12 protein-coding genes, 1 tRNA gene and 2 pseudogenes are annotated in these 17,931 nt (G+C 73.4%); 7 read left to right on the forward strand and 8 right to left on the reverse strand.

Going from position 1 to position 17,931, the window contains the following annotated elements; translation table 11 throughout:
* Positions 1-22: 22 nt before the first annotated feature.
* The 4 genes and pseudogenes from Sya03_RS08185 to sp36 form a co-directional block, all read right to left on the reverse strand.
* A pseudogene (locus tag Sya03_RS08185) lies at positions 23-3,472 on the reverse strand (adenylate/guanylate cyclase domain-containing protein); the annotation flags it as partial.
* Entirely contained in the window at positions 3,469-4,194 is a 726-nt protein-coding gene (locus Sya03_RS08190) for an MBL fold metallo-hydrolase (RefSeq protein WP_239107202.1), read from the reverse strand. The pseudogene Sya03_RS08185 and the gene Sya03_RS08190, both read right to left, overlap by 4 nt.
* Before the next feature lie 61 nt (positions 4,195-4,255).
* On the reverse strand, positions 4,256-4,750 hold the full coding sequence (locus Sya03_RS08195) for a RidA family protein (RefSeq protein ID WP_203937577.1): 495 nt from the start codon (positions 4,748-4,750) through the stop codon (positions 4,256-4,258).
* Positions 4,747-4,902: a Sp36 family protein gene (gene sp36 / locus Sya03_RS08200; protein ID WP_203937578.1), complete on the reverse strand. Its 156-nt coding sequence runs from the start codon at positions 4,900-4,902 to the stop codon at positions 4,747-4,749. The genes Sya03_RS08195 and sp36 overlap by 4 nt, the downstream gene beginning before the upstream one ends.
* Before the next feature lie 63 nt (positions 4,903-4,965).
* Between sp36 and Sya03_RS08205 the strand changes: the two genes are divergently transcribed.
* From Sya03_RS08205 to bagB, 3 genes are read left to right on the forward strand one after another with little or no spacing between them, the layout of a single operon-like run.
* Positions 4,966-6,060, forward strand: coding sequence for an Rv0361 family membrane protein (locus Sya03_RS08205; protein WP_203937579.1), 1,095 nt, complete (start codon positions 4,966-4,968; stop codon positions 6,058-6,060).
* 28 nt (positions 6,061-6,088) lie between these two features.
* Positions 6,089-7,054: an ATPase BagA gene (bagA, locus tag Sya03_RS08210; protein WP_203937580.1), complete on the forward strand. Its 966-nt coding sequence runs from the start codon at positions 6,089-6,091 to the stop codon at positions 7,052-7,054.
* 35 nt (positions 7,055-7,089) lie between these two features.
* Positions 7,090-8,226 (forward strand): ArsA family ATPase, encoded by a 1,137-nt coding sequence (bagB, locus tag Sya03_RS08215; RefSeq protein ID WP_203937581.1) that lies wholly within the window; start codon positions 7,090-7,092, stop codon positions 8,224-8,226.
* Positions 8,227-8,241: 15 nt separating this feature from the next.
* On the opposite strand, the gene Sya03_RS08220 is transcribed toward bagB, so the two are convergent.
* Positions 8,242-8,544 carry a WhiB family transcriptional regulator gene (locus tag Sya03_RS08220; protein WP_203937582.1) on the reverse strand — a complete coding sequence of 101 codons (303 nt, stop codon included), beginning with the start codon at positions 8,542-8,544 and terminating at the stop codon, positions 8,242-8,244.
* 321 nt (positions 8,545-8,865) lie between these two features.
* Between Sya03_RS08220 and Sya03_RS08225 the strand changes: the two genes are divergently transcribed.
* A complete protein-coding gene (locus tag Sya03_RS08225; protein WP_370871914.1) occupies positions 8,866-11,301 on the forward strand; it encodes a penicillin-binding protein in 2,436 nt (811 codons plus the stop codon).
* Positions 11,302-11,430: 129 nt separating this feature from the next.
* On the opposite strand, the gene Sya03_RS08230 is transcribed toward Sya03_RS08225, so the two are convergent.
* Positions 11,431-11,877 (reverse strand): GatB/YqeY domain-containing protein, encoded by a 447-nt coding sequence (locus Sya03_RS08230; protein ID WP_203937583.1) that lies wholly within the window; start codon positions 11,875-11,877, stop codon positions 11,431-11,433.
* Positions 11,878-11,902: 25 nt separating this feature from the next.
* Here Sya03_RS08230 and Sya03_RS08235 point away from each other — a divergent pair, with 25 nt between their 5' ends.
* The gene (locus Sya03_RS08235) at positions 11,903-12,778 is read left to right on the forward strand and encodes a metallophosphoesterase (protein ID WP_203937584.1); all 876 of its coding nucleotides are present in this window, start codon (positions 11,903-11,905) and stop codon (positions 12,776-12,778) included.
* Positions 12,779-12,852: 74 nt separating this feature from the next.
* Positions 12,853-12,929: transfer RNA gene (locus Sya03_RS08240), tRNA-Pro, on the forward strand.
* 643 nt (positions 12,930-13,572) lie between these two features.
* Here Sya03_RS08240 and Sya03_RS31835 read toward each other — a convergent pair.
* Positions 13,573-13,755 (reverse strand): annotated as a pseudogene (locus tag Sya03_RS31835) (LacI family transcriptional regulator); the annotation flags it as partial.
* Positions 13,756-14,299: 544 nt separating this feature from the next.
* On the opposite strand from Sya03_RS31835, the gene Sya03_RS08250 reads away from it, so the two are divergent.
* A complete protein-coding gene (locus Sya03_RS08250; RefSeq protein ID WP_203937585.1) occupies positions 14,300-14,605 on the forward strand; it encodes an Imm32 family immunity protein in 306 nt (101 codons plus the stop codon).
* 1,462 nt (positions 14,606-16,067) lie between these two features.
* Here the strand turns inward: Sya03_RS08250 and Sya03_RS30855 are convergent.
* A complete protein-coding gene (locus Sya03_RS30855; protein WP_239107203.1) occupies positions 16,068-16,841 on the reverse strand; it encodes a hypothetical protein in 774 nt (257 codons plus the stop codon).
* Positions 16,842-17,931 lie beyond the last annotated feature (1,090 nt).

A 17,931-nucleotide genomic window follows, 5' to 3' on the forward strand; every position in this document is an offset into this window, starting at 1 on the left:
CTCCACAGGGGAGCTCAGGTTAGGTCACGGCCCGGACCCGGTGCAGCACCGCTTCGGCGTACGCCTGGGCCCGCACCCCCTCGGTGGGCACCTCCAGCGCCCGTTCGATCCAGTTCTGCGCCTCGGTGACCCGGTTGTCCGCGAGCAGCGCGTCGGCGTACGCGGCCAGCGCGGGGCGGCGGCCCTCCAGCAGGGCGGCCGCCCGCGGCGCGGCGGCGATCGGCGCGAGCAGCCCGATGGCGGTCGGCGGGTCGCCGTCGGCCAGGCGGCACTGCGCCAGCAGCACCCGCGGGCCGATCTGGGCGGGCGCGAGCGGGTTGTGCGGCTCCACGTTGGTGATGACCCGGCGGGCGTCCGCCTCGGCGCCCGCGATGTCGCCCAGGCGCAGCAGCACGTGGCCGCGGTGGGTGCCGGCGAGGCCCAGCAGCAGCGGGTGGTTCGTCTTGTCGGCGTACGCCAGCGCGTCGGCCAGCAGGTCGGCCGCGTGCTCCGGCTCGCCGAGGCCGCGCGCCACGATGCCGCGCACCACCAGCGCCAGGCCCTGGCCCCAGTCGTCGCCGGCCGCCACGAAGTCCCGGTACGCCCGGCGCGCCTCCCGGTCCGCCTCGGTCAGGTCGCCCAACTCGGCGGCGGCGCACGCCTCGACGGAGCGCAGCGTCCCCGCCGCCCACGACTCGCCGACCCGCTCGCCGAACGGCAGGAACGCGTTCGCCAGCCGCCGCGCCTCGGTGAGCCGCCCGGCCAGCAGCCGCGCGAACGCCGTCGTGCCGCGCAGCCACGCCCGGCCCACCGGGTCGCCCAGCTCTGCGAACAGCCGCGCCGCCCGGCCCAGCACCGCGTCGGTGCCCGCGAAGTCGCCCCGGGTGGTCGTCACCCAGGCCAGGTTCTGCATGGACCACGCCTGGCCGTGCCGGTCCCCCGCCGTCAGGGTCACCTGGTACGCGGCGGCCAGCCGGGAACTGGCCTGGCCGAGCCGCCCGGCCCGGAAGTCCGCCATGCCCAGCCGGCGCATCGCCTCCGCCCGCTCCGGCAGCAGCTCCGCGTCCGTGGCCGTCTGCAGCGCGTCCTCCCACGAGCGCACCGCGCGCTCGTTGTCGCCCAGCGCCTCCAGCGACTGGCCGGCCACCAGCATCGCCTCGGTGCGGCACAGCGCGTCGCCGTCGGCGTTGGCGCAGATCTTCTCGCTGTAGGTGAGCGCGTCGGCGGCCCGGCCGGTCTGCAGCAGCGCCCGGGCGTACACCAGCCGGTCCGGCAGCGGCAGCGCCTCGCCGGCCAGGTTCGCGGCCCGCTCCGCCAGCGACACCGCGGCGGCGGGCTCGGCGGCGAACAGCGCCCGCCGGGCCGCCCGGCCCAGCGCCGCCACGCCCAGCGGGGCGACCGCCCGGGCGTCGGCGTCCGGGCGCAGCCGCACCGCGTCGGCCAGCTCCACGGCGCACTCGGCGTGGTGGGCGACGAACGCGTCCCGCTCCGCCTCGCTGAACCCGGCGCCGCGGAACGTGTCGCCCGTCGGGGCCGCCCAGCGGGCCAGGTACGCGTGCCGCTCCGCCAGGTCCGCCTTGCCCAGGCCGCCGTACGCGGCCTCGCGCATCAGTGGCGTCGTGAACGCGAACCCGCCGCGCACCCGGTGCAGCATGCGCCGCTGCAGCAGCTCGTCGACGGCGCGCTCCAGCTCGACGTGCGCGACGGCGGTCGGCCGCGGATCGCCCACCGACCGGCGTTCGCGCAGCGCGTCCATCGCCGCCACCGGGATCGTGTCGCCGACGACGGCCGCGTCGCGCAGCACCGAGCGGGCGTCCGGCGGCAGCGCGTCGATGCGGGCCGCCAGCACGGCCGCCAGGTCCCGCGACAGCAGCTGGCTGCCCAGCGAGCCCGGCGCCAGCCGCCACGGCCCCGCCGGGTCCGGGCCCGCCGGGGTCAGCGCGCCGCGCTCCATCAGCAGCGTCACCAGCTCGGCCAGGTAGAACGCGTTGCCCTGCGCGGTGCTCAGCAGCCGGTCGGCGTCGTTCTGCGGCAGCCGCCCGCCCGACAGGTACGCCGTCAGCAGCCGGGACGCGTCCGCGCCGCGCAGCGGCGGCAGGGCGTGCACCTCCGCGTCGGCCAGGCCGGTCAGCGCGCCCGCAGTGCGCACCAGCTCGGGGCGGCCCAGCAGCAGCACCACGATCGGCCCGCTCAGGTGGTCGAGCATCACGCCGACCGCGTCGATCGTCTCCGCCGTCGCGTCGTGCAGGTCGTCGATCACCACCAGCAGGGGCGCCTCGGCGGCCAGGCCGGTCAGCAGGTCGCCGACGGCCGCCGGCACCGCCTCGGCGTCCACCGTGGGGGCCGGCGCCCAGTCGGTGGCGTTGGCCGGGTTGGCGGGGGCGGGCGTGTCCGCGTACCCCAGCAGGAGCAGCAGCAGGTCGATCGGGACCGGCGGGGCGTCGAGCTGCCGGGCGAGGCGCTGGGCCAGGCGGCGCAGCCGCTCCTCGACCACCGCGCGGGTCACGGCGGTGGCGCTGTCGACGGGCAGGCCCACCGCGTTGCGCACGAGGTCGGCGAGCGGCGCCAGCCGGCGGCGCTCGCCGAAGGCGGCGCACCGCACGTGCAGCACCCGGGCCCCGGTGTGCGCGCCGAAGCCGCCCGGACCGACGTCGTAGCCGGCGGCGTACCGCTCCACCTCGGCGGCGAACCGCGACTTGCCGATGCCCGCCTCGGCCGTCAGGACCAGCACCCGCGGCTCGCGCCGGTCGATGACCTCGGCGAGCCGGCCGACGACCCGGCCCAGCTCGGCCTCGCGGCCCACGAACGGCGCCTCGTCGCCCAGGCCGGACCGGGTGCCCGGCGCGTCCAGCAGGCCCAGCAGCTCGTACGCGGGCACCGGTTCGCGCTTGCCCTTCAGCCGCAGCGGGCGCAGGTGCCGCCACGACGCGACCCGCTTCGTCGCGTTCATCGTGGCGTCGCCCGCGTAGACCGCGCCGACCGCGGCCGCGTCGGCCAGCCGGGCGGCCGTGTTCACCGTGTCGCCGATGACCGTGTACTCGATGGACGCCTGGATGCCCGCCACCACGTCGCCGGTGTTCAGGCCGACGCGCAGGCCCAGCGGGGCGCCGCCGCCGCGCTCGTCGTCCAGCACCCGGCGCACCGCGCGCTGCATGGACAGGGCGGCGCGCACCGCCCGCTCGGCGTCGTCCTCGTGCGCCACCGGCGCCCCGAACACCGCCATGATGCCGTCGCCGGTCAGCTTGTCGACGTGCCCGCCGAACGTCTTCACCGCGCCCGCCAGCGACGCCAGCACCCGGTCGGTGACCGCGCCCACCCGCTCCGGGTCCAGGTCCTCCGACCACGACGTGAAGTCCGACAGGTCGCCGAACAGCACCGTCACGACGCGCCGCTCCGTCGCCGGCAGGGTCGCCGCGGCGGGCAGGGCGGCGCCGCAGTTGTGGCAGAAGTTCGCCGCCGGCACCGCCACCGTGCCGCACACCGGGCAGGTCACGCCGCCCGCCCCAGGTAGGCCAGCTGCGCCCGCACCGTCTGCTCCGCCGCCGGCCACAGCGCCCGGTCGACGTCCGCGTAGACCAGCTCGACGACCGCCTGCGGCGTCGTCGCGCCCGCCGCCAGGGCCCGCTCCACCTGGGCGAGCCGCTCGCGCCGGTGCGCGCGGTAGGCCCGCGCCGCCGCGGCGCAGTCGGCCAGCACCGGGCCGTGGCCCGGCAACCCTGGCACCGGGTACGCGGCCAGCAGCTCCAGGCTGTCCAGGTACGCGCCCAGGTCGCCGTCCGGGTGCGTCACCACCGTGCTGCCGCGGCCCAGGATCGTGTCGCCGGTCAGCACCACCCGCTCGTCGCCGACCCGGGCGAGGAAGCACACCGAGTCGGCCGTGTGGCCCGGCGCCGGCAGCCGCTCGATCTCCACGCCGCCCGCCGTCAGGCGCGCCGAGGTGTCGAGCCGGGCGCCCGTCAGCTCCAGGAACGCCGCCAGCCCGTCGACGTGGTCGGGGTGGCCGTGCGTCACCAGGACCGTGCCGACCGGGCCCGCCGCGGCGACCGCGCGCAGGTGACCGGCGTCGTCCGGGCCCGGGTCGACCACCACCGCGTCCGCCGCGCCGGGGGCGCGCAGGATCCACGTGTTCGTGCCGTCGAGGGTCATCACACCGGGGTTCGGGGCGCGCACCAGCGTCACCCAGCCCGGAAGCCGGTCGTCCGGCACACCCCCCACGCAAGCATCGTACGTCCCCGACCGCACCTGATCATCCGGCAGCGGCCGCGGATCAGCGCAGCTAGGGGGCGATCTCGGCGATGATCTCGATCTCGACCGGCGCGCCCAGCGGCAGCTCCGCCACGCCCACCGCGCTGCGCGCGTGCCGGCCGATCTCGCCGAGTACGTCGCCGAACAGGTTCGACGCCCCGTTCACCACCGCCGGCAGCGCCGTGAACCCCGGCGCCGCCGCCACGAACCCGGTCACCTTCACCAGCTTCACGACCCGGCCCAGGCCCACCAGCGCCTCCACGGCCGCGAGCGCGTTCAGCGCGCAGATGCGCGCCAGCTCGGCCGCGCGCTCCGGCGACACCTCGGCCCCGACCTTGCCCGCCCCGGCCAGCTCGCCGCCGACCAGCGGCAGCTGCCCCGACACGTACACGTGGTGGCCCGACTGCACCGCCGGCACGTACGCCGCCAGCGGCGCCGCCACCTCGGGCAGCGTCAGGCCCAGGTCGGCCAGGCGCGCGTAGACGTCGACGACCCCGGAGACCGGGACCGGAACCGGCTCGCTCATGCCTTCGGGCGCTTCAGGTAGGCGACCAGGTTCTCGGCGTTCATGCCGGGAACAACGGTGACGAGCTCCCAGCCGTCGTCGCCCCAGTTGTCGAGGATCTGCTTCGTCGCGTGCACCAGCAGCGGCACGGTCACGTACTCCCACTTCTGCATGGCCGCCAGCGTAGTGGGGTCGAGCGGCCCACGGCGGGAGGGTCCGGGCCGATACGCTGAGCGGTGACCGAACCGTCCGGCGACGGGCTGAACAGGACGAACGCGCACACGGGGGACGACATGGCGACTCAGGGCGGCGACACCCCACCCGACGAGCCGGACTTCTTCGGCCGCCGCGCCGCGGAGATGGCCGCCAACCGGGACACCCCACCCGCCGCGCCTCCCGCCGGGGCCTCCGCGCCGGCCGCTGGGGCTTCCGCGCCGTCCGCGCCGTCCGAGCCCGGCTCACCCACCTCCGCGCCGCCCACCTCCGCGCCGCCCGCGCCGCCCGCGGGGCCCGCGGGGCCCGCCGGGTCCGCCGGAGCCTCCGCGCCTTCCGCCCCTGACGCGGCCGGTGCACCCGGCTCCGCGCCGCCCGCCGGTCCTCCGTCGGCCACCTCGCCGTCCTCGACCGGCCCCGGCTCCCCCGCACCGGGCGGACCGCCGGCGCCGGGGATCCCGCAGGACCCGGACGCCACCGGCGTCTTCCCCGGGGCGCGGGAGTCCGGCCCGCCGCCGGCCGCCGACTCCTGGGCGGCTCCCGCCGCCGGGATCCCCGCCGATCCCTGGCGCGCCCCCGCGGGCGCGCCGCCGCCCGCTGCCGCCCCCGGCACGCCGGGCGCGGGCCCGGCCCCGTACCCCGGGGGCTCGGGCTGGCCGGTGACGACGGCGCGCAAGCGGCGGCCCGGCCTGTGGGTGACCCTGGTGCTGGTCCTGGCGCTGGTGCTGTGCGGCGGTGGCGGCGTGTCGGCGTTCCTGCTGCTGCGCAACGCGGAGTCCGGCGACGGCGCGCCCGACCCGGCGACGGCGGTCAACCGGTTCCTGACGGCGGTCTACAACCAGCAGGACCCGGCGGCCGCGGCGGCGCTGGTGTGCCGGGAGGCCCGCGACGAGGCCAAGATCGCCGCGAAGGTCGACGAGGTGAAGGCGTACGCCCAGAAGTATGACAAGCCGAGCTTCACGTGGGGCGACCCGGCGGTGGCGAGCGTCGACGAGGAGCGCGCCCGGGTGTCGGTCGAGTTGACGATGACGACGCGGGACGAGAAGACGTCGGAGCAGGCGCTGACGTTCACGACGATCCGCAAGACCGGCTGGTGGGTGTGCGAGGTCTCGGGCTGACCGCGCGGGGCTGACCTACGCTCGGGGAGTGGGGTCGGAGGAACAGCACGAGCAGTGGCCGGCGCGCCTGCACGTCGTGACGGGCAAGGGCGGCACCGGCAAGACGACGGTGGCGGCGGCGCTGGCGCTCGCCCTGGCCAGGGGCGGCAGGCGCACGCTGCTGGTCGAGGTGGAGGGCCGGCAGGGCATCGCGCAGCTGTTCGGCACGGATCCGCTGCCGTACGAGGAGCGGCGGATCGCGACGACGCCGGACGGCGGTGAGGTGCGGGCGCTCGCCGTCGACCCGGAGGAGGCCCTGCTCGAGTACCTCGACATGTTCTACCGGCTGGGGGCGGCCGGGCGGGCGCTGCGCAAGCTGGGTGCGATCGACTTCGCGACGACGATCGCCCCGGGCCTGCGCGACGTGCTGCTGACCGGCAAGGTCAAGGAGGCGACGACCCGGTCGGTGAACGGGCGGCGGGCGTACCACGCGGTGGTGCTGGACGCGCCGCCGACGGGCCGGATCGGGCGGTTCCTGAACGTGACGACGGAGACGGCCCGGCTGGCGAAGGTGGGCCCGATCAAGAGCCAGAGCGAGGGCGTGGCCGCGCTGCTGCGCTCGCCGATGACGGCGGTGCACGTGGTGACGCTGCTGGAGGAGATGCCGGTCCAGGAGTCGGCGGACGCGATCGGCGAGCTGACCGCGCTGGGCATCGGGATCGGGAAGGTCATCGTGAACGGGGCCCGGCCGCCGTTGCTGGCGTCCCGCGGCCGGGTGACGAAGCAGGAGCTGAAGCGCGGCCTGGCGGCGGCGGGGTTGCCGGCCGACGCGGGCAGCGTGGCCGCCCTGCAGGCCGAGGCGCAGGCGCACCTGACCCGGCGCGAGCTGGAGGAGTCGCTGCGCACGGAGCTGGCCGAGCTGGGCCGGCCGATGATCGAGCTGCCGCAGCTGGCGGACGGCGTGGACGCCGCCGCGCTGCGCACGCTCGCCGACCGGCTGGCGGGTCGCGGTTGAGCGCGGGCCCGGGCGGCCTTCAGTACGCTCGAACGGTGCCCACTGCGACCGCGCGCCTGGACGTCGACGCGCTCCTGGCCGACCCCTCGATCCGCATCGTGGTCTGCTGCGGGGCGGGCGGCGTCGGCAAGACGACGACCGCGGCGGCGCTCGGCGTGCGGGCGGCGGAGCGGCACGGCCGCCGCACGGTGGTGCTGACGATCGACCCGGCGCGCCGGCTGGCGCAGTCGCTGGGCCTGACGGAGCTGGACAACACGCCGCGCCAGGTCAAGGGCATCGACACGGACTCCAGCGGCGGTGAGCTGCACGCCATGATGCTGGACATGAAGCGCACCTTCGACGAGGTGGTGCAGGCGCACACCGACCCGGCGCGCGCGCAGGAGATCTTCGCGAACCCCTTCTACCAGGCCATGAGCTCGACGTTCTCCGGCACGCAGGAGTACATGGCGATGGAGAAGCTGGGCCAGCTGCGCTCGCGGGACGAGTGGGACCTGATCGTGGTGGACACGCCGCCGTCGCGGTCGGCGCTGGACTTCCTGGACGCCCCGGCCCGGCTGTCGCGGTTCCTGGACGGCCGGATGCTGCGGCTGCTGATGGCGCCCGCCCGGGCCGGCGGCCGCAGCATGTTCAACCTGGTGACGGCGTCGTTCGGGGTGTTCTCCCGCGTGGTGCAGAAGGTGATCGGGGCGCAGCTGCTGACCGACCTGTCGGGGTTCGTGGCGGCGCTGGACTCGATGTTCGGCGGGTTCCGGCAGCGGGCGGAGCGCACGTACCAGGTGCTGCAGGACCGGGAGACGGCGTTCCTGCTGGTGGCGGCGCCCGAACCGGACGCGGTCCGGGAGGCGCAGTACTTCGCGGAGCGGCTGGTGGCCGAGCGGATGCCGCTGGCGGGGCTGGTGCTCAACCGCGTCCACTCGACGACCCTGGACCTGGACGCGGCGGCGAGCCTGGCGGCGGCGGACGCGCTGGACGCGGCCGGCGATCAGGCGGTGACGGCGGACGCCCTGCGCGTGCACGCGGCCCTGGTCCGGCAGACGGAGCGGGAGGCGCAGGTGGCGCAGCGGTTCACGGCGGCGTTCCCGGCGGTGCCGACGGTGCCGGTGACGGCGCAGCCCGCCGACATCCACGATGTCGACGGGCTGCGGACGATCGGCGACGCGCTGGCCGCCTGATATCTCCTGCGAGGGTCAGCTCGTGGAGACGAGCACCTTGTCGGCGCCCTTCTCCCGCAGAGCGGCCTCGAACATCTTGCGCCAGCTGGCGACGTGCGGGTGGCGCCGGAGGAGCGCGCGGCGCTCCCGCTCGGTCATCCCGCCCCACACGCCGAACTCGATCCGGTTGTCGAGCGCGTCGGACAGGCACTCGTAGCGAACCGGGCAGCTGCGGCAGATGCGCTTGGCCACGTTCTGCTCAGCTCCCTGCACGAACAGCGCGTCAGGGTCCCCACTCTGACATGCCGCCATGCTGGGCCAGTCGCTGATCATCCCCATGTGTCCACGTCCCCCCTTGCAAATCCCCCTGACGCCCCGGTGCCTCCCGTGCCCCATGAGGACGTCGTTGCGATACTCGCCACGCCATCATGCTCTGTAGTTGGGCGATTACGCAACGTTGTCAGACAAGAACTACAAAGCCGGACACTTTCCACCCATCGAACGTTTGTGCCATTCCGGCCTATCTATGCCGGATTCCGGGAAAGTCAGGCGCTTCCCGGGACGCTACCCCGAAGATGATCTGGCGAACCGCACCCACGGCGTCCACAGGCCGACCGCTCGATAAGCGGCGGGGTGCAACCTTCACGTACCCTGCTTCGCGTGACTCGTGTGCGCAAGCGTGACCACAACCTCCTGACGAACGGCGCCTCGCTGCTGATCTGCGGCCTGCTGGCGGGCGTCGTGGTGGCGGCCGCCGCCTTCCCCGCGGTCGCGATGTCGGGCCTCGCCGCCAAGGCGGGCGCCCAGACGTTCGACGCGCTGCCCACCGAGCTCAAGGACCAGCGGGCCCCGCAGATCACCCGGGTCTACGCCAACGACGGCAAGACCCTCATCGCGATGATGTACGACGAGTTCCGCAGCGACGTCCCGCTGAAGGACATCTCGAAGAACATGCAGAACGCGATCATCGCGGCCGAGGACCACGACTTCTACAAGCACAACGGCGTCGACGTGAAGGGCATCGCCCGCGCCTTCGTCGCCAACAAGGGCGCCGGCAAGACCGAGCAGGGCGCGTCCACGCTCACCATGCAGTACGTCCGCATGTCGATCTCCTACTCGGCCACCCACCCGGTCGACGTGGTCCGCGCCAGCGAGGACACCCCGGCCCGCAAGGCCCGCGAGATGCGCTACGCGCTCAAGATCGAGCAGGAGCTCACGAAGGACCAGATCCTCGAGCGCTACCTGAACATCGCGCCCTTCGGCAACGGCGCCTACGGCGTCTACGCCGCCAGCCAGGTCTACTTCGGCAAGCGCCCCAAGGACCTCACCATCGACCAGGCCGCGCTGCTGGCCGGCATGGTCAAGGCCCCGTCCGCGTTCAACCCCGCCACCGAGACCGGCTACCCGCAGGCCGTCGACCGCCGGGCGTACATCCTCAAGAACATGCTCGACCTGAAGCAGATCACCCAGGCCGAGTACGACGCCGCCAGCGCCACGAAGGTCACCCGCGACGTCAAGCGCGCCGGCCGCGACTGCGTCAGCGTGCCGAAGAACAACTGGGGCTTCTTCTGCGACTACTTCTACCGCTGGTGGATGGCGCAGGAGACGTTCGGCGACACCTCGTACGACCGGGAGCGGCGCCTCAAGACCGGCGGCTACAACATCGTCACCTCGCTCGACACCAAGGTGCAGGCGGCCGCCTACAAGAACGTCCAGCAGTACCTGAAGAACGGCAGCAAGGACGCCCTGATGCTGGCGGCCGTCGAGCCGGGCTCGGGCCGGGTGCGCAGCCTCGCGGTCAACCGCAACTTCAAGATCGACGACCCGTCGGACCCGAAGAACGGCCCCTCGTCGAACCCCGACAAGAAGGGCCAGCGCGGCTCCTACCCGAACACCACGAACCCGCTGGTCACCGGCGGCGGCGACATCACCGGCTACCAGGGCGGCTCGGTCTTCAAGATGTTCACCCTGGCGGCCGCGCTCGAGGCGGGCTACCCGCTGAGCTACACGATCAACGCCAAGGACCAGTACGTGTCGAAGTACCGGGTCGGCGCCGGCTCGGCCACCTGCCAGGGCGACCGGTACTGCCCGAAGAACGCGGGCAAGATGTCCGGCGTCAAGAACATGTGGTCGGCGTTCGGCCAGTCGGTCAACACCTACTTCATCCCGCTGCAGGAGCGCGTCGGCTCCGGCAAGGCCGTCGACATGGCCTACAAGCTGGGCATCCGGTTCCGCTCGTCCGAGGACGTCAAGCAGTACAACAACCGCAAGCTGGACGACTGGGGCGCGTTCTCGCTGGGCGTCACCGACGTCACCCCGCTCGACCTCGCCAACGCGTACGCGACCCTCGCCGCCGACGGCAAGTACTGCGAGCCCATCCCGGTCCAGGAGATCCGCGACCACGACGGCAACAAGCTCGACGTGGCGAACCCCCGCTGCAACAAGGTCATCGGCGAGGACGTCGCCCGGGCCGCCGTCGACGCCGGCCGCTGCCCGGTCGGCGACCGCCCGGCCTTCGGCAGCTGCGGCGGCTACGCGACCGCCCGCGCCACCCGCGGCGTCGTCGGCCACCCGGTCTTCGGCAAGTCCGGCACCAGCGACGGCGCCAAGACCGTCTCGCTGATCGCCGGCACCAAGTCGCTCGTGGTCGCCGGCCTGGAGGCCGACGCGGACTGGCCGCAGAACCCCCGCTACCGCCAGCACGACCGGGTCAACCCGGCGGTGTGGGAGACCCTGGCCGACGCCATGAAGGGCAAGGACAAACAGGACTTCAAGGCGCCGACGGAGAAGATGGCGTACGGCGACCAGCGCAGCATCCCCAACGTCACCTGCGACTCCCGCGAGAGCGCCATCGACGAGCTGCGCGACGCCGGCTTCGACGTCGAGGTGAGCTTCAGCCGCACCGCCTCGTCCTGCCCGGCCGGCTCGGCCGCGGGCACCAACCCGTCGGGCCGCACGATCAAGGGCGGCGTCGTGATCGTCGAGATCAGCGACGGCACGGGCGGTCAGCAGCCGGGCCAGCCCGGCCAGCCGGGGCAGCCAGGCCAACCGGGACGCCCGGAGAACGGCCCGGTGACCCGCCCGGGCCCGCGGTAACCCGAACACGGACGGCGGCGCCGGCTTCGGCCGGCGCCGCCGTCGTCGTCTCCCCTGCCGTCGTCCCGCCCGCCGGCACGTGAGCCCTGCGGTGCACGAGGGCCGCCCCGGGCGGTGCTGTGTCCGCGATCAGCCGGCGAGCTGTCGGCGTACCTCCGCGGCGACGCGACCCCCCTCGGCCCGGCCCGCCACCGCGGCCTGGGCCGCCTTCATGGCCGGGCCCATCGCGGTCGTGCCGGCGGCGGACAGCGCCCCGGCGACGATCTCGGCCAGCTCGGCGTCGCCGAGCTGAGCCGGCAGGTACCGCTCGATGATGTCGCCCTCGGCGGTCTCCTTCGCGGCCTGCTCGGCCCGCCCGGCGTCGGCGAACGCGGTGGCCGCCTCCCGCCGCTTCTTCGCCTCCCGGGTCAGCACGGCCAGCACGTCGTCGTCGGACAGCTCCTTGGCCTGCTTGCCGGCCACCTCGGCGGTGCGCACGGCGGCAAGCACCATGCGCAGCGTGGACGTGGTCAGCTCGTCGCGGCCCTTCATGGCACCGCGGAGGTCATCGTTGAGTCGGTCCTTGAGCGCGCTCATGGACGGTCAAACTACCCTTACGCCCATGCGCAAGCGCACCCTTATCGGCCTCGCCGCGAGCACCGCCGCCGCGACCCTCGCCTACGCCAGCCTCGTCGAGCGCAACATGTTCACCCTGCGCCGCGTGGACGTCCCCGTCCTCGACCCGGACGCCGAACCGCTGCGCATCCTGCACCTGTCCGACCTGCACATGACCCCCGACCAGCGCCGCAAGCAACAGTGGGTGGCCGCCCTGGCCGGCACCGACCCCGACCTGGTCGTCACCACGGGCGACAACATGGCCCACCCGGACGCCGTCCCGGCGGTCCTGCGCGCCCTCGGCCCCCTGCTCGACCTCCCCGGCGCCTTCGTCTTCGGCTCCAACGACTACACGGGCCCGGTCTGGAAGAACCCGCTGTCGTACCTGCTGCCGTCGCGCGAATATGTGGAGGGCGCGGACCTGCCGTTCGAGGACCTCCGCACCGGCCTGCTCACGGCCGGCTGGGCCGACCTCAACAACGCCCGCACCACCCTGAAGGCCGGCGGCCGCACCATCGAACTCGCCGGCGTCGACGACCCCCACGTGGCCCGCGACGACTACGCCTCGGTGTCCGGCCCGTCGACGGCCGACCTGTTCCTCGGCGTCACCCACACCCCCGCCTCCCAGATCCTCGACGGCATGGCCAACGACGGCGCCGACATCGTCCTGGCCGGCCACACCCACGGCGGCCAGGTGTGCGTCCCGTTCGTCGGCGCACTGGCCACCAACTGCGACCTGCCCCGCTCCATGGCCAAGGGCCTGCACCGCCTGGGCACCTCCTCCTGGCTGCACGTCTCGGCCGGCCTCGGCACCCACCCGACGGCCCCGGTCCGCTTCGCCTGCCGGCCGGAGGCCACGCTGCTGACGCTGATACCGCGCTGACCTGCGGGTTTGCGGCTGGGTGGATACCGATTTCGCCTGGGGATCAGGGTCGGATACTATTGCTCAGCACGCCTCGGGGTGTGGCGCAGCTTGGTAGCGCGCTTCGTTCGGGACGAAGAGGTCGTCGGTTCAAATCCGGCCACCCCGACCAAGTAAGTGCAGGTCAGGCCCGGTTCTTCCACACGGAAGACCGGGCCTTCTGCCTCTCTCCCAGGGCTGCGTGGGAGAAGTTGGGGAGAAATTCTTGTGCGGTCACTTCGCCGCCCTCCCCCGCAGCAGCCGATCGAGCACGGCCACCGGCGACCCGGCCGACATCGCGCGCCGCTCGTCCAGCGCCGTCCCCCACTCTCCGTCAAGGCGTCCATCAGCGCGCCGGCATCTTCGCGGTGATGTGCGTATACCGCGCCTGCACCGAGCCGTCGACGTGGCCCATCCGGTCGCCCATCAGCCGGGGGCGAGGTCCCCAGCTCCTCCATTACCGTCCGGTGGGTGTGCCGGAGACCCGTGCGGGGTGAGCTTCGGCGCGATCGGCACCCAGCAGGCGTCCGCCCGCGCGGTGGCCCCCGACCCCGCGCCGGGATCCCCGGCCAGGGCTCGCCAATGATCGGCACCGGGCGCACCGGCGACGGCGCCCTCGCCGGGTACGAGCCGGTCGCCGCCGGGCGGAACAGCCAGGTCCCGACCCCGCTCCGTCGCCAGTGGGCCGCCAGCTCGCCCGTCGCTAGGCCACGGACTAACCCCAGCTCAGCGACGGCCGCTTCGACCTTCGCGCGAGTCGCATCCGGCACGGTGTCGGGCCGGATCAGCACGTTCGAGACCGTGCCGGTCGACACCCCAATGCACTGGGCGACGTCGACCAGCCTCGGGCCCGGAGCCCGAGCCGCCCCCTTGGCCGCGGAGTAGCCCCGGAAGACGCATGCCTGGCGGTGACAGTCGCACGGTTGCGGCCGCAAGCCGGACACGAGGGCGACGAGCATGGCACCCAGCCACCCCGGAAGGTCGACGGTGCGCCGCGACCCGTCCTTGGGCGGCTGCCGCACACACTCCCCATTGTCGATCTCGTAAAGCTGCCACTCGACCCCCACCGCGAGCGGCCGCGCGAACTCGACCTCCAGACCGACCAGCTCACCCCACCGGACGCCCGTGTAGCCCCGTAGTCACGATCGCTCGTCGCCACATCAGACGCTGACGCAGGCGGGTCACACAGGCGGTCCGGACGGTGAAGACTTTCCACACGTCTCAAGGGCGGCCTCCGGCCGCCGCGCGAGCCACTTCGCCGGCCGTCCGCGCCTTGCCGCTTCGCTTCCGGCGCGGGCCGGCGGTGGCCTCCGCGCCACCGGCGAAGCCGCCGAAGCCCCGGCATCCTCACCGTCTGGGACCCGGGGCTCCTGCCGCACCGAACTAGCGCAACAACCCAGTGCAGGCACCGTTCGCGCCACTCCCGCTCATCCCGTCCGCCTTCGCGGGACGAGCGCCCAGGCGCCGAGCCGCAGCCCGCGGCGCCATTGCCATACTCTTGCCGTGGCAGACAACGTGCTCTCCGTCCCGGCCTACGACGAACGAATCGGCGTCGTCGCACCCACCGAGGGCGGCAACGTCACGGTCGAGGTCCGAGACGGTGCAGTGGAGATCTTCGGTGATCCCGCCGGACTCCGCGACCTGGCCCGATGGTGCCTCGCCTTATCCGACGAGAACGCCCACCCGGGCGCACACGTCCACCTCGATCCAGGCGTCATACCACTCACGACCGAGTCGGCTCCGTTGACCCTGGCTCTGCACCAGTCGGTACCCGCCGCGCGGCAACCCAGACACGCCTCCGGCGGGTAGGGCCTCCAGCCCTACAACCCGGAGCCACCTCCGGCGGCCGGGGCTCCGCCACACCGGACCCCGGCGACTCCGGGATGCCCAGCCGGACGCCGCGACCCGTCGCGCACCGGAGGCAACAAGACCGCGCCTGACTGGTCCAGGGTCGTACGTCCGGTGGGGCGCTCCACCTGGACCAGCAGAGCGCGGCCCGGCCAAGCGACGCTTGCGCGTTGGGATGCCAGCACCGGCCAAGAGGCCCACGGCCCACTGGGAGAATCCGGAGATGATTTTGCCTCAAAGGTCCCTGGACCGACGTTCGCATACCATCAATGCCCAACGCCATGAGCAGCATGTATAGCGAAGTCCGCATGTGCTGAGTTGACCTTGACCCAATTCGGACGAACAGGTCGTCGGTTCAAATCCGGCCACCCCGACCAAGTAGATGTGCAGCTCAGGCCCTCCTACGGGAGGGCCCTGATCCGTTCCCGGCTAGTCAGCACCCTACTGTCTCGCTCACTCGTGGAGTGCGTGTAGCGATCCAGCGTCGTGGGTGTCTACTAATGACCCGTCACCAGGGCCACGTCGTTGATCGGCACGTCGCGTATGAGTGCTGCGGATCGTGAAAGCGAAGCTCCACGGCACCCGGCGCGCTGCAGGACGGGCTTCCGTACCCGAGCCCGCAACGTGCCTCGCTGGAGAGCCGCGCCGGTGCACGCCACGGAGATCAGATCATCGTCATCGGGCTCGTACGCCCTGGCGTGCGCGGTGAGCGCCTGAACGACGAATGCAGGCAGCGGGACGGAACTGCGGCCGGCTTTCGACTTCGGATACGGCGTGAGCCCGACGTGACCCGAGGTCCTCAGCGACCCGCACCACCCGGACGGCGCGCCGCGCCACCGGCGCATGGAGCCGTCAATCGGGCTTGCGGCATCGATCCTGCCAGGAGAAGACGAGCGGGACGAACGCGACGGGGCTCCAGCACTCCGCCGGCTCGGCACCGCAGTCGCTCAGCAGGCCGATCCGCAACCCCCGCCGCCGGAGTTCCGCCAGGACGCCGAGCGCGTGGTGCCGCGGCTTGCGGAGCGGGCATGACCGCTCCGGTGACGTGCGAGCGATGGGCGGACGACGGGTTCGGCTCCGCAGGAAAGCGCCACCGCCCTCAGCGTGCTCTCCGTCCCGCCGTGGACCCGATGGTGCGCTCGCCGAAGCTCCCGGCCAGCGCCTCCCAAAACCGTGGCCGGCAGACGCCGAGCAGCTCGCCGGTGCGGTGCCTGAGGGGCTCGCGATACTCCTCCCGCCGGGGTCGGTCAGCGTGCCCGCGCGCATGGCCCACGCACGGACGCGCCGGAGACCCCCGTGGTGCGAGGGCCTCCGGCGAGGCGGTTCCGTGCGGTGGATCAGGATCCGCGAAGGATCAGGTTGCCGTTGTCCGCGGCGGCGCTTGTTTCGCTGGGGCGTTTGCGGCGCCGCATTCCCCGCGGCTTTATCCCGCCGGCGTTTCGTTCAAACCCAAACCGCGCAGGACGTTATCGCGGTTCGCGTCTCCGCGCAGCGCGGTCAAGGACTTCAAGCGGCCCAGCAAAGTCGTGGAAGATGCGGGGCACTTCAAGTCCTGAATCGCCGACAGGGTCTTCTCATAACGCTGGATGCGGCTCTCAAGGTCCGTTCCACTCGGGAAGTTCGCATTCTTGAGCGCAACCTGCGCGTTCACCTGGGCTTGAGTGGGTGGGCAGCGACCGGGAACGTTAATCCCGGTAGGGCCGACGCGGTCGGCCGTCGCGTTCGGATCGCCCGGGCTGAAACCCAGCGCCGGCACCAGAGCGTCGATGTTACCGGAGCCGGCCCCGGCGTTCCCCGCCGCTCCGCCCTGGTCCGAACCCGCGTCGGGCGGGTTCGCCGGGGGATTCGCGGCCGGCGGATTCGCGGCCGGCGGATTTGCGTCGGCCGGGGGGTTCGCGTTCGCGGGCGGGTTGGCGGCACCGGCGTCCCCCGTGCAGCCGGCCGCCGCCCGCCGCTGCTGGATCAGGTCCACCACGGCCTGCCGGTTGGCGACGCGGGCGTCCGACAACGCGTCGGGATTCGCCCGCTGCCCGGCGATGAAGTTCCGGTTGTTCTGCAGCGCCGTGTCCAGGTCCGCGCAGTTCTCCCCCGCGTGCCCGATCCCCGTACTGACGGCGAAGATCCCTGCGACCAGCGTCGCGGCGGCCGCTCCCAACGTCAGTTTGCGCGTCCGATTGCTCTTGCTGGTCCGATGCATTCACCGCTCCTTCACGATCCTCGACGGCCCCGTTGCAGTACCGATGAGTACGGGGCGGTCGACGGCCGCGGTTCAGCGAGGAACATTAAGAGATCCATAAACGTAGTGCGTGCAGGCGCAACATCGTGGCGCCCACGTCGGCGGGCACGCGACCCGCGGTGCACAGGGAGACGCCCACCATGACGACGAACGCCAACGGAACGGTCCAGGCGGCACGCTGACCGACGAGCACCGCCGGGCACCTAGCGCCCTGACTACGCCAGGCGTCGGCAGCGGTCCTGGGCCGGACGACGGACCGGTAGGCGTTGGCGCTTCCGTCCAAAGCTCGCCGGTCGTGGCGGCTGACCGATAAGGGTTGCCGAATCTGCCTGTACTGAATCAAAGACGCCGCGCAAGCGCGGCGCGGCCGGCCGCGCCTCCGGCCGGCATCGGCCGGCGCGCCGGCCAGCTGCTGCGATAACTTCTGACCCCATGGGCGCCTCCGGCAGGAGCGCTCGGGCCCCGGAATGAGGTTGCATCCCGCCCACCGACGACCCAGGCGAAGCCGTTTCGGGGACGGCCCCTGCGGTGGGCGGCATGCCGCCTCAGCCGAAGCGGGCGCCCAGTCCCCCAGCCCGCCGACGTCGGTGTGCCTGCCGCACCGCCGGCAGACCCGCAGGTTGGGGTCCGGGGTGTCGTGCCGCCGGACCCATGAGTGCCAGCCCAGCCGGCACTTCCACGGCTTGCTCATGCTCTCGCACGCCACGCCGCCCGCAGTGACCGACGGTAGCCGCCTTCAGCGCTCGGCAGTTCGTCGTACCCCAGGGGCGCGATGGGGTGGTGGTGGTGGAGACGACGGCGGGACGGCCCCTGCGCGACAGGGCGGACCTGGAACGGGTCCTGAGGCTCGTGCTCGACCGGGTGGGACGGGACTTCGGGTACCGGCTCGTCGGCACCGGCGCCGCTCTCGCAAGGCGTCGAGCTGCCGACCGGCGACATCGACCTGCTCGTCGCGCACCGCGGCGACGTCGACCGGTTCGTTGCCGCGCTCGGCGGCTTCGCCTGCCCGCAGCCGCCCGTCTGGCTCCCCACGGCCCGGCAGTACTACGCC

It is taken from the genome of Spirilliplanes yamanashiensis, from assembly GCF_016863475.1.
Lineage (GTDB): Bacteria > Actinomycetota > Actinomycetes > Mycobacteriales > Micromonosporaceae > Spirilliplanes > Spirilliplanes yamanashiensis.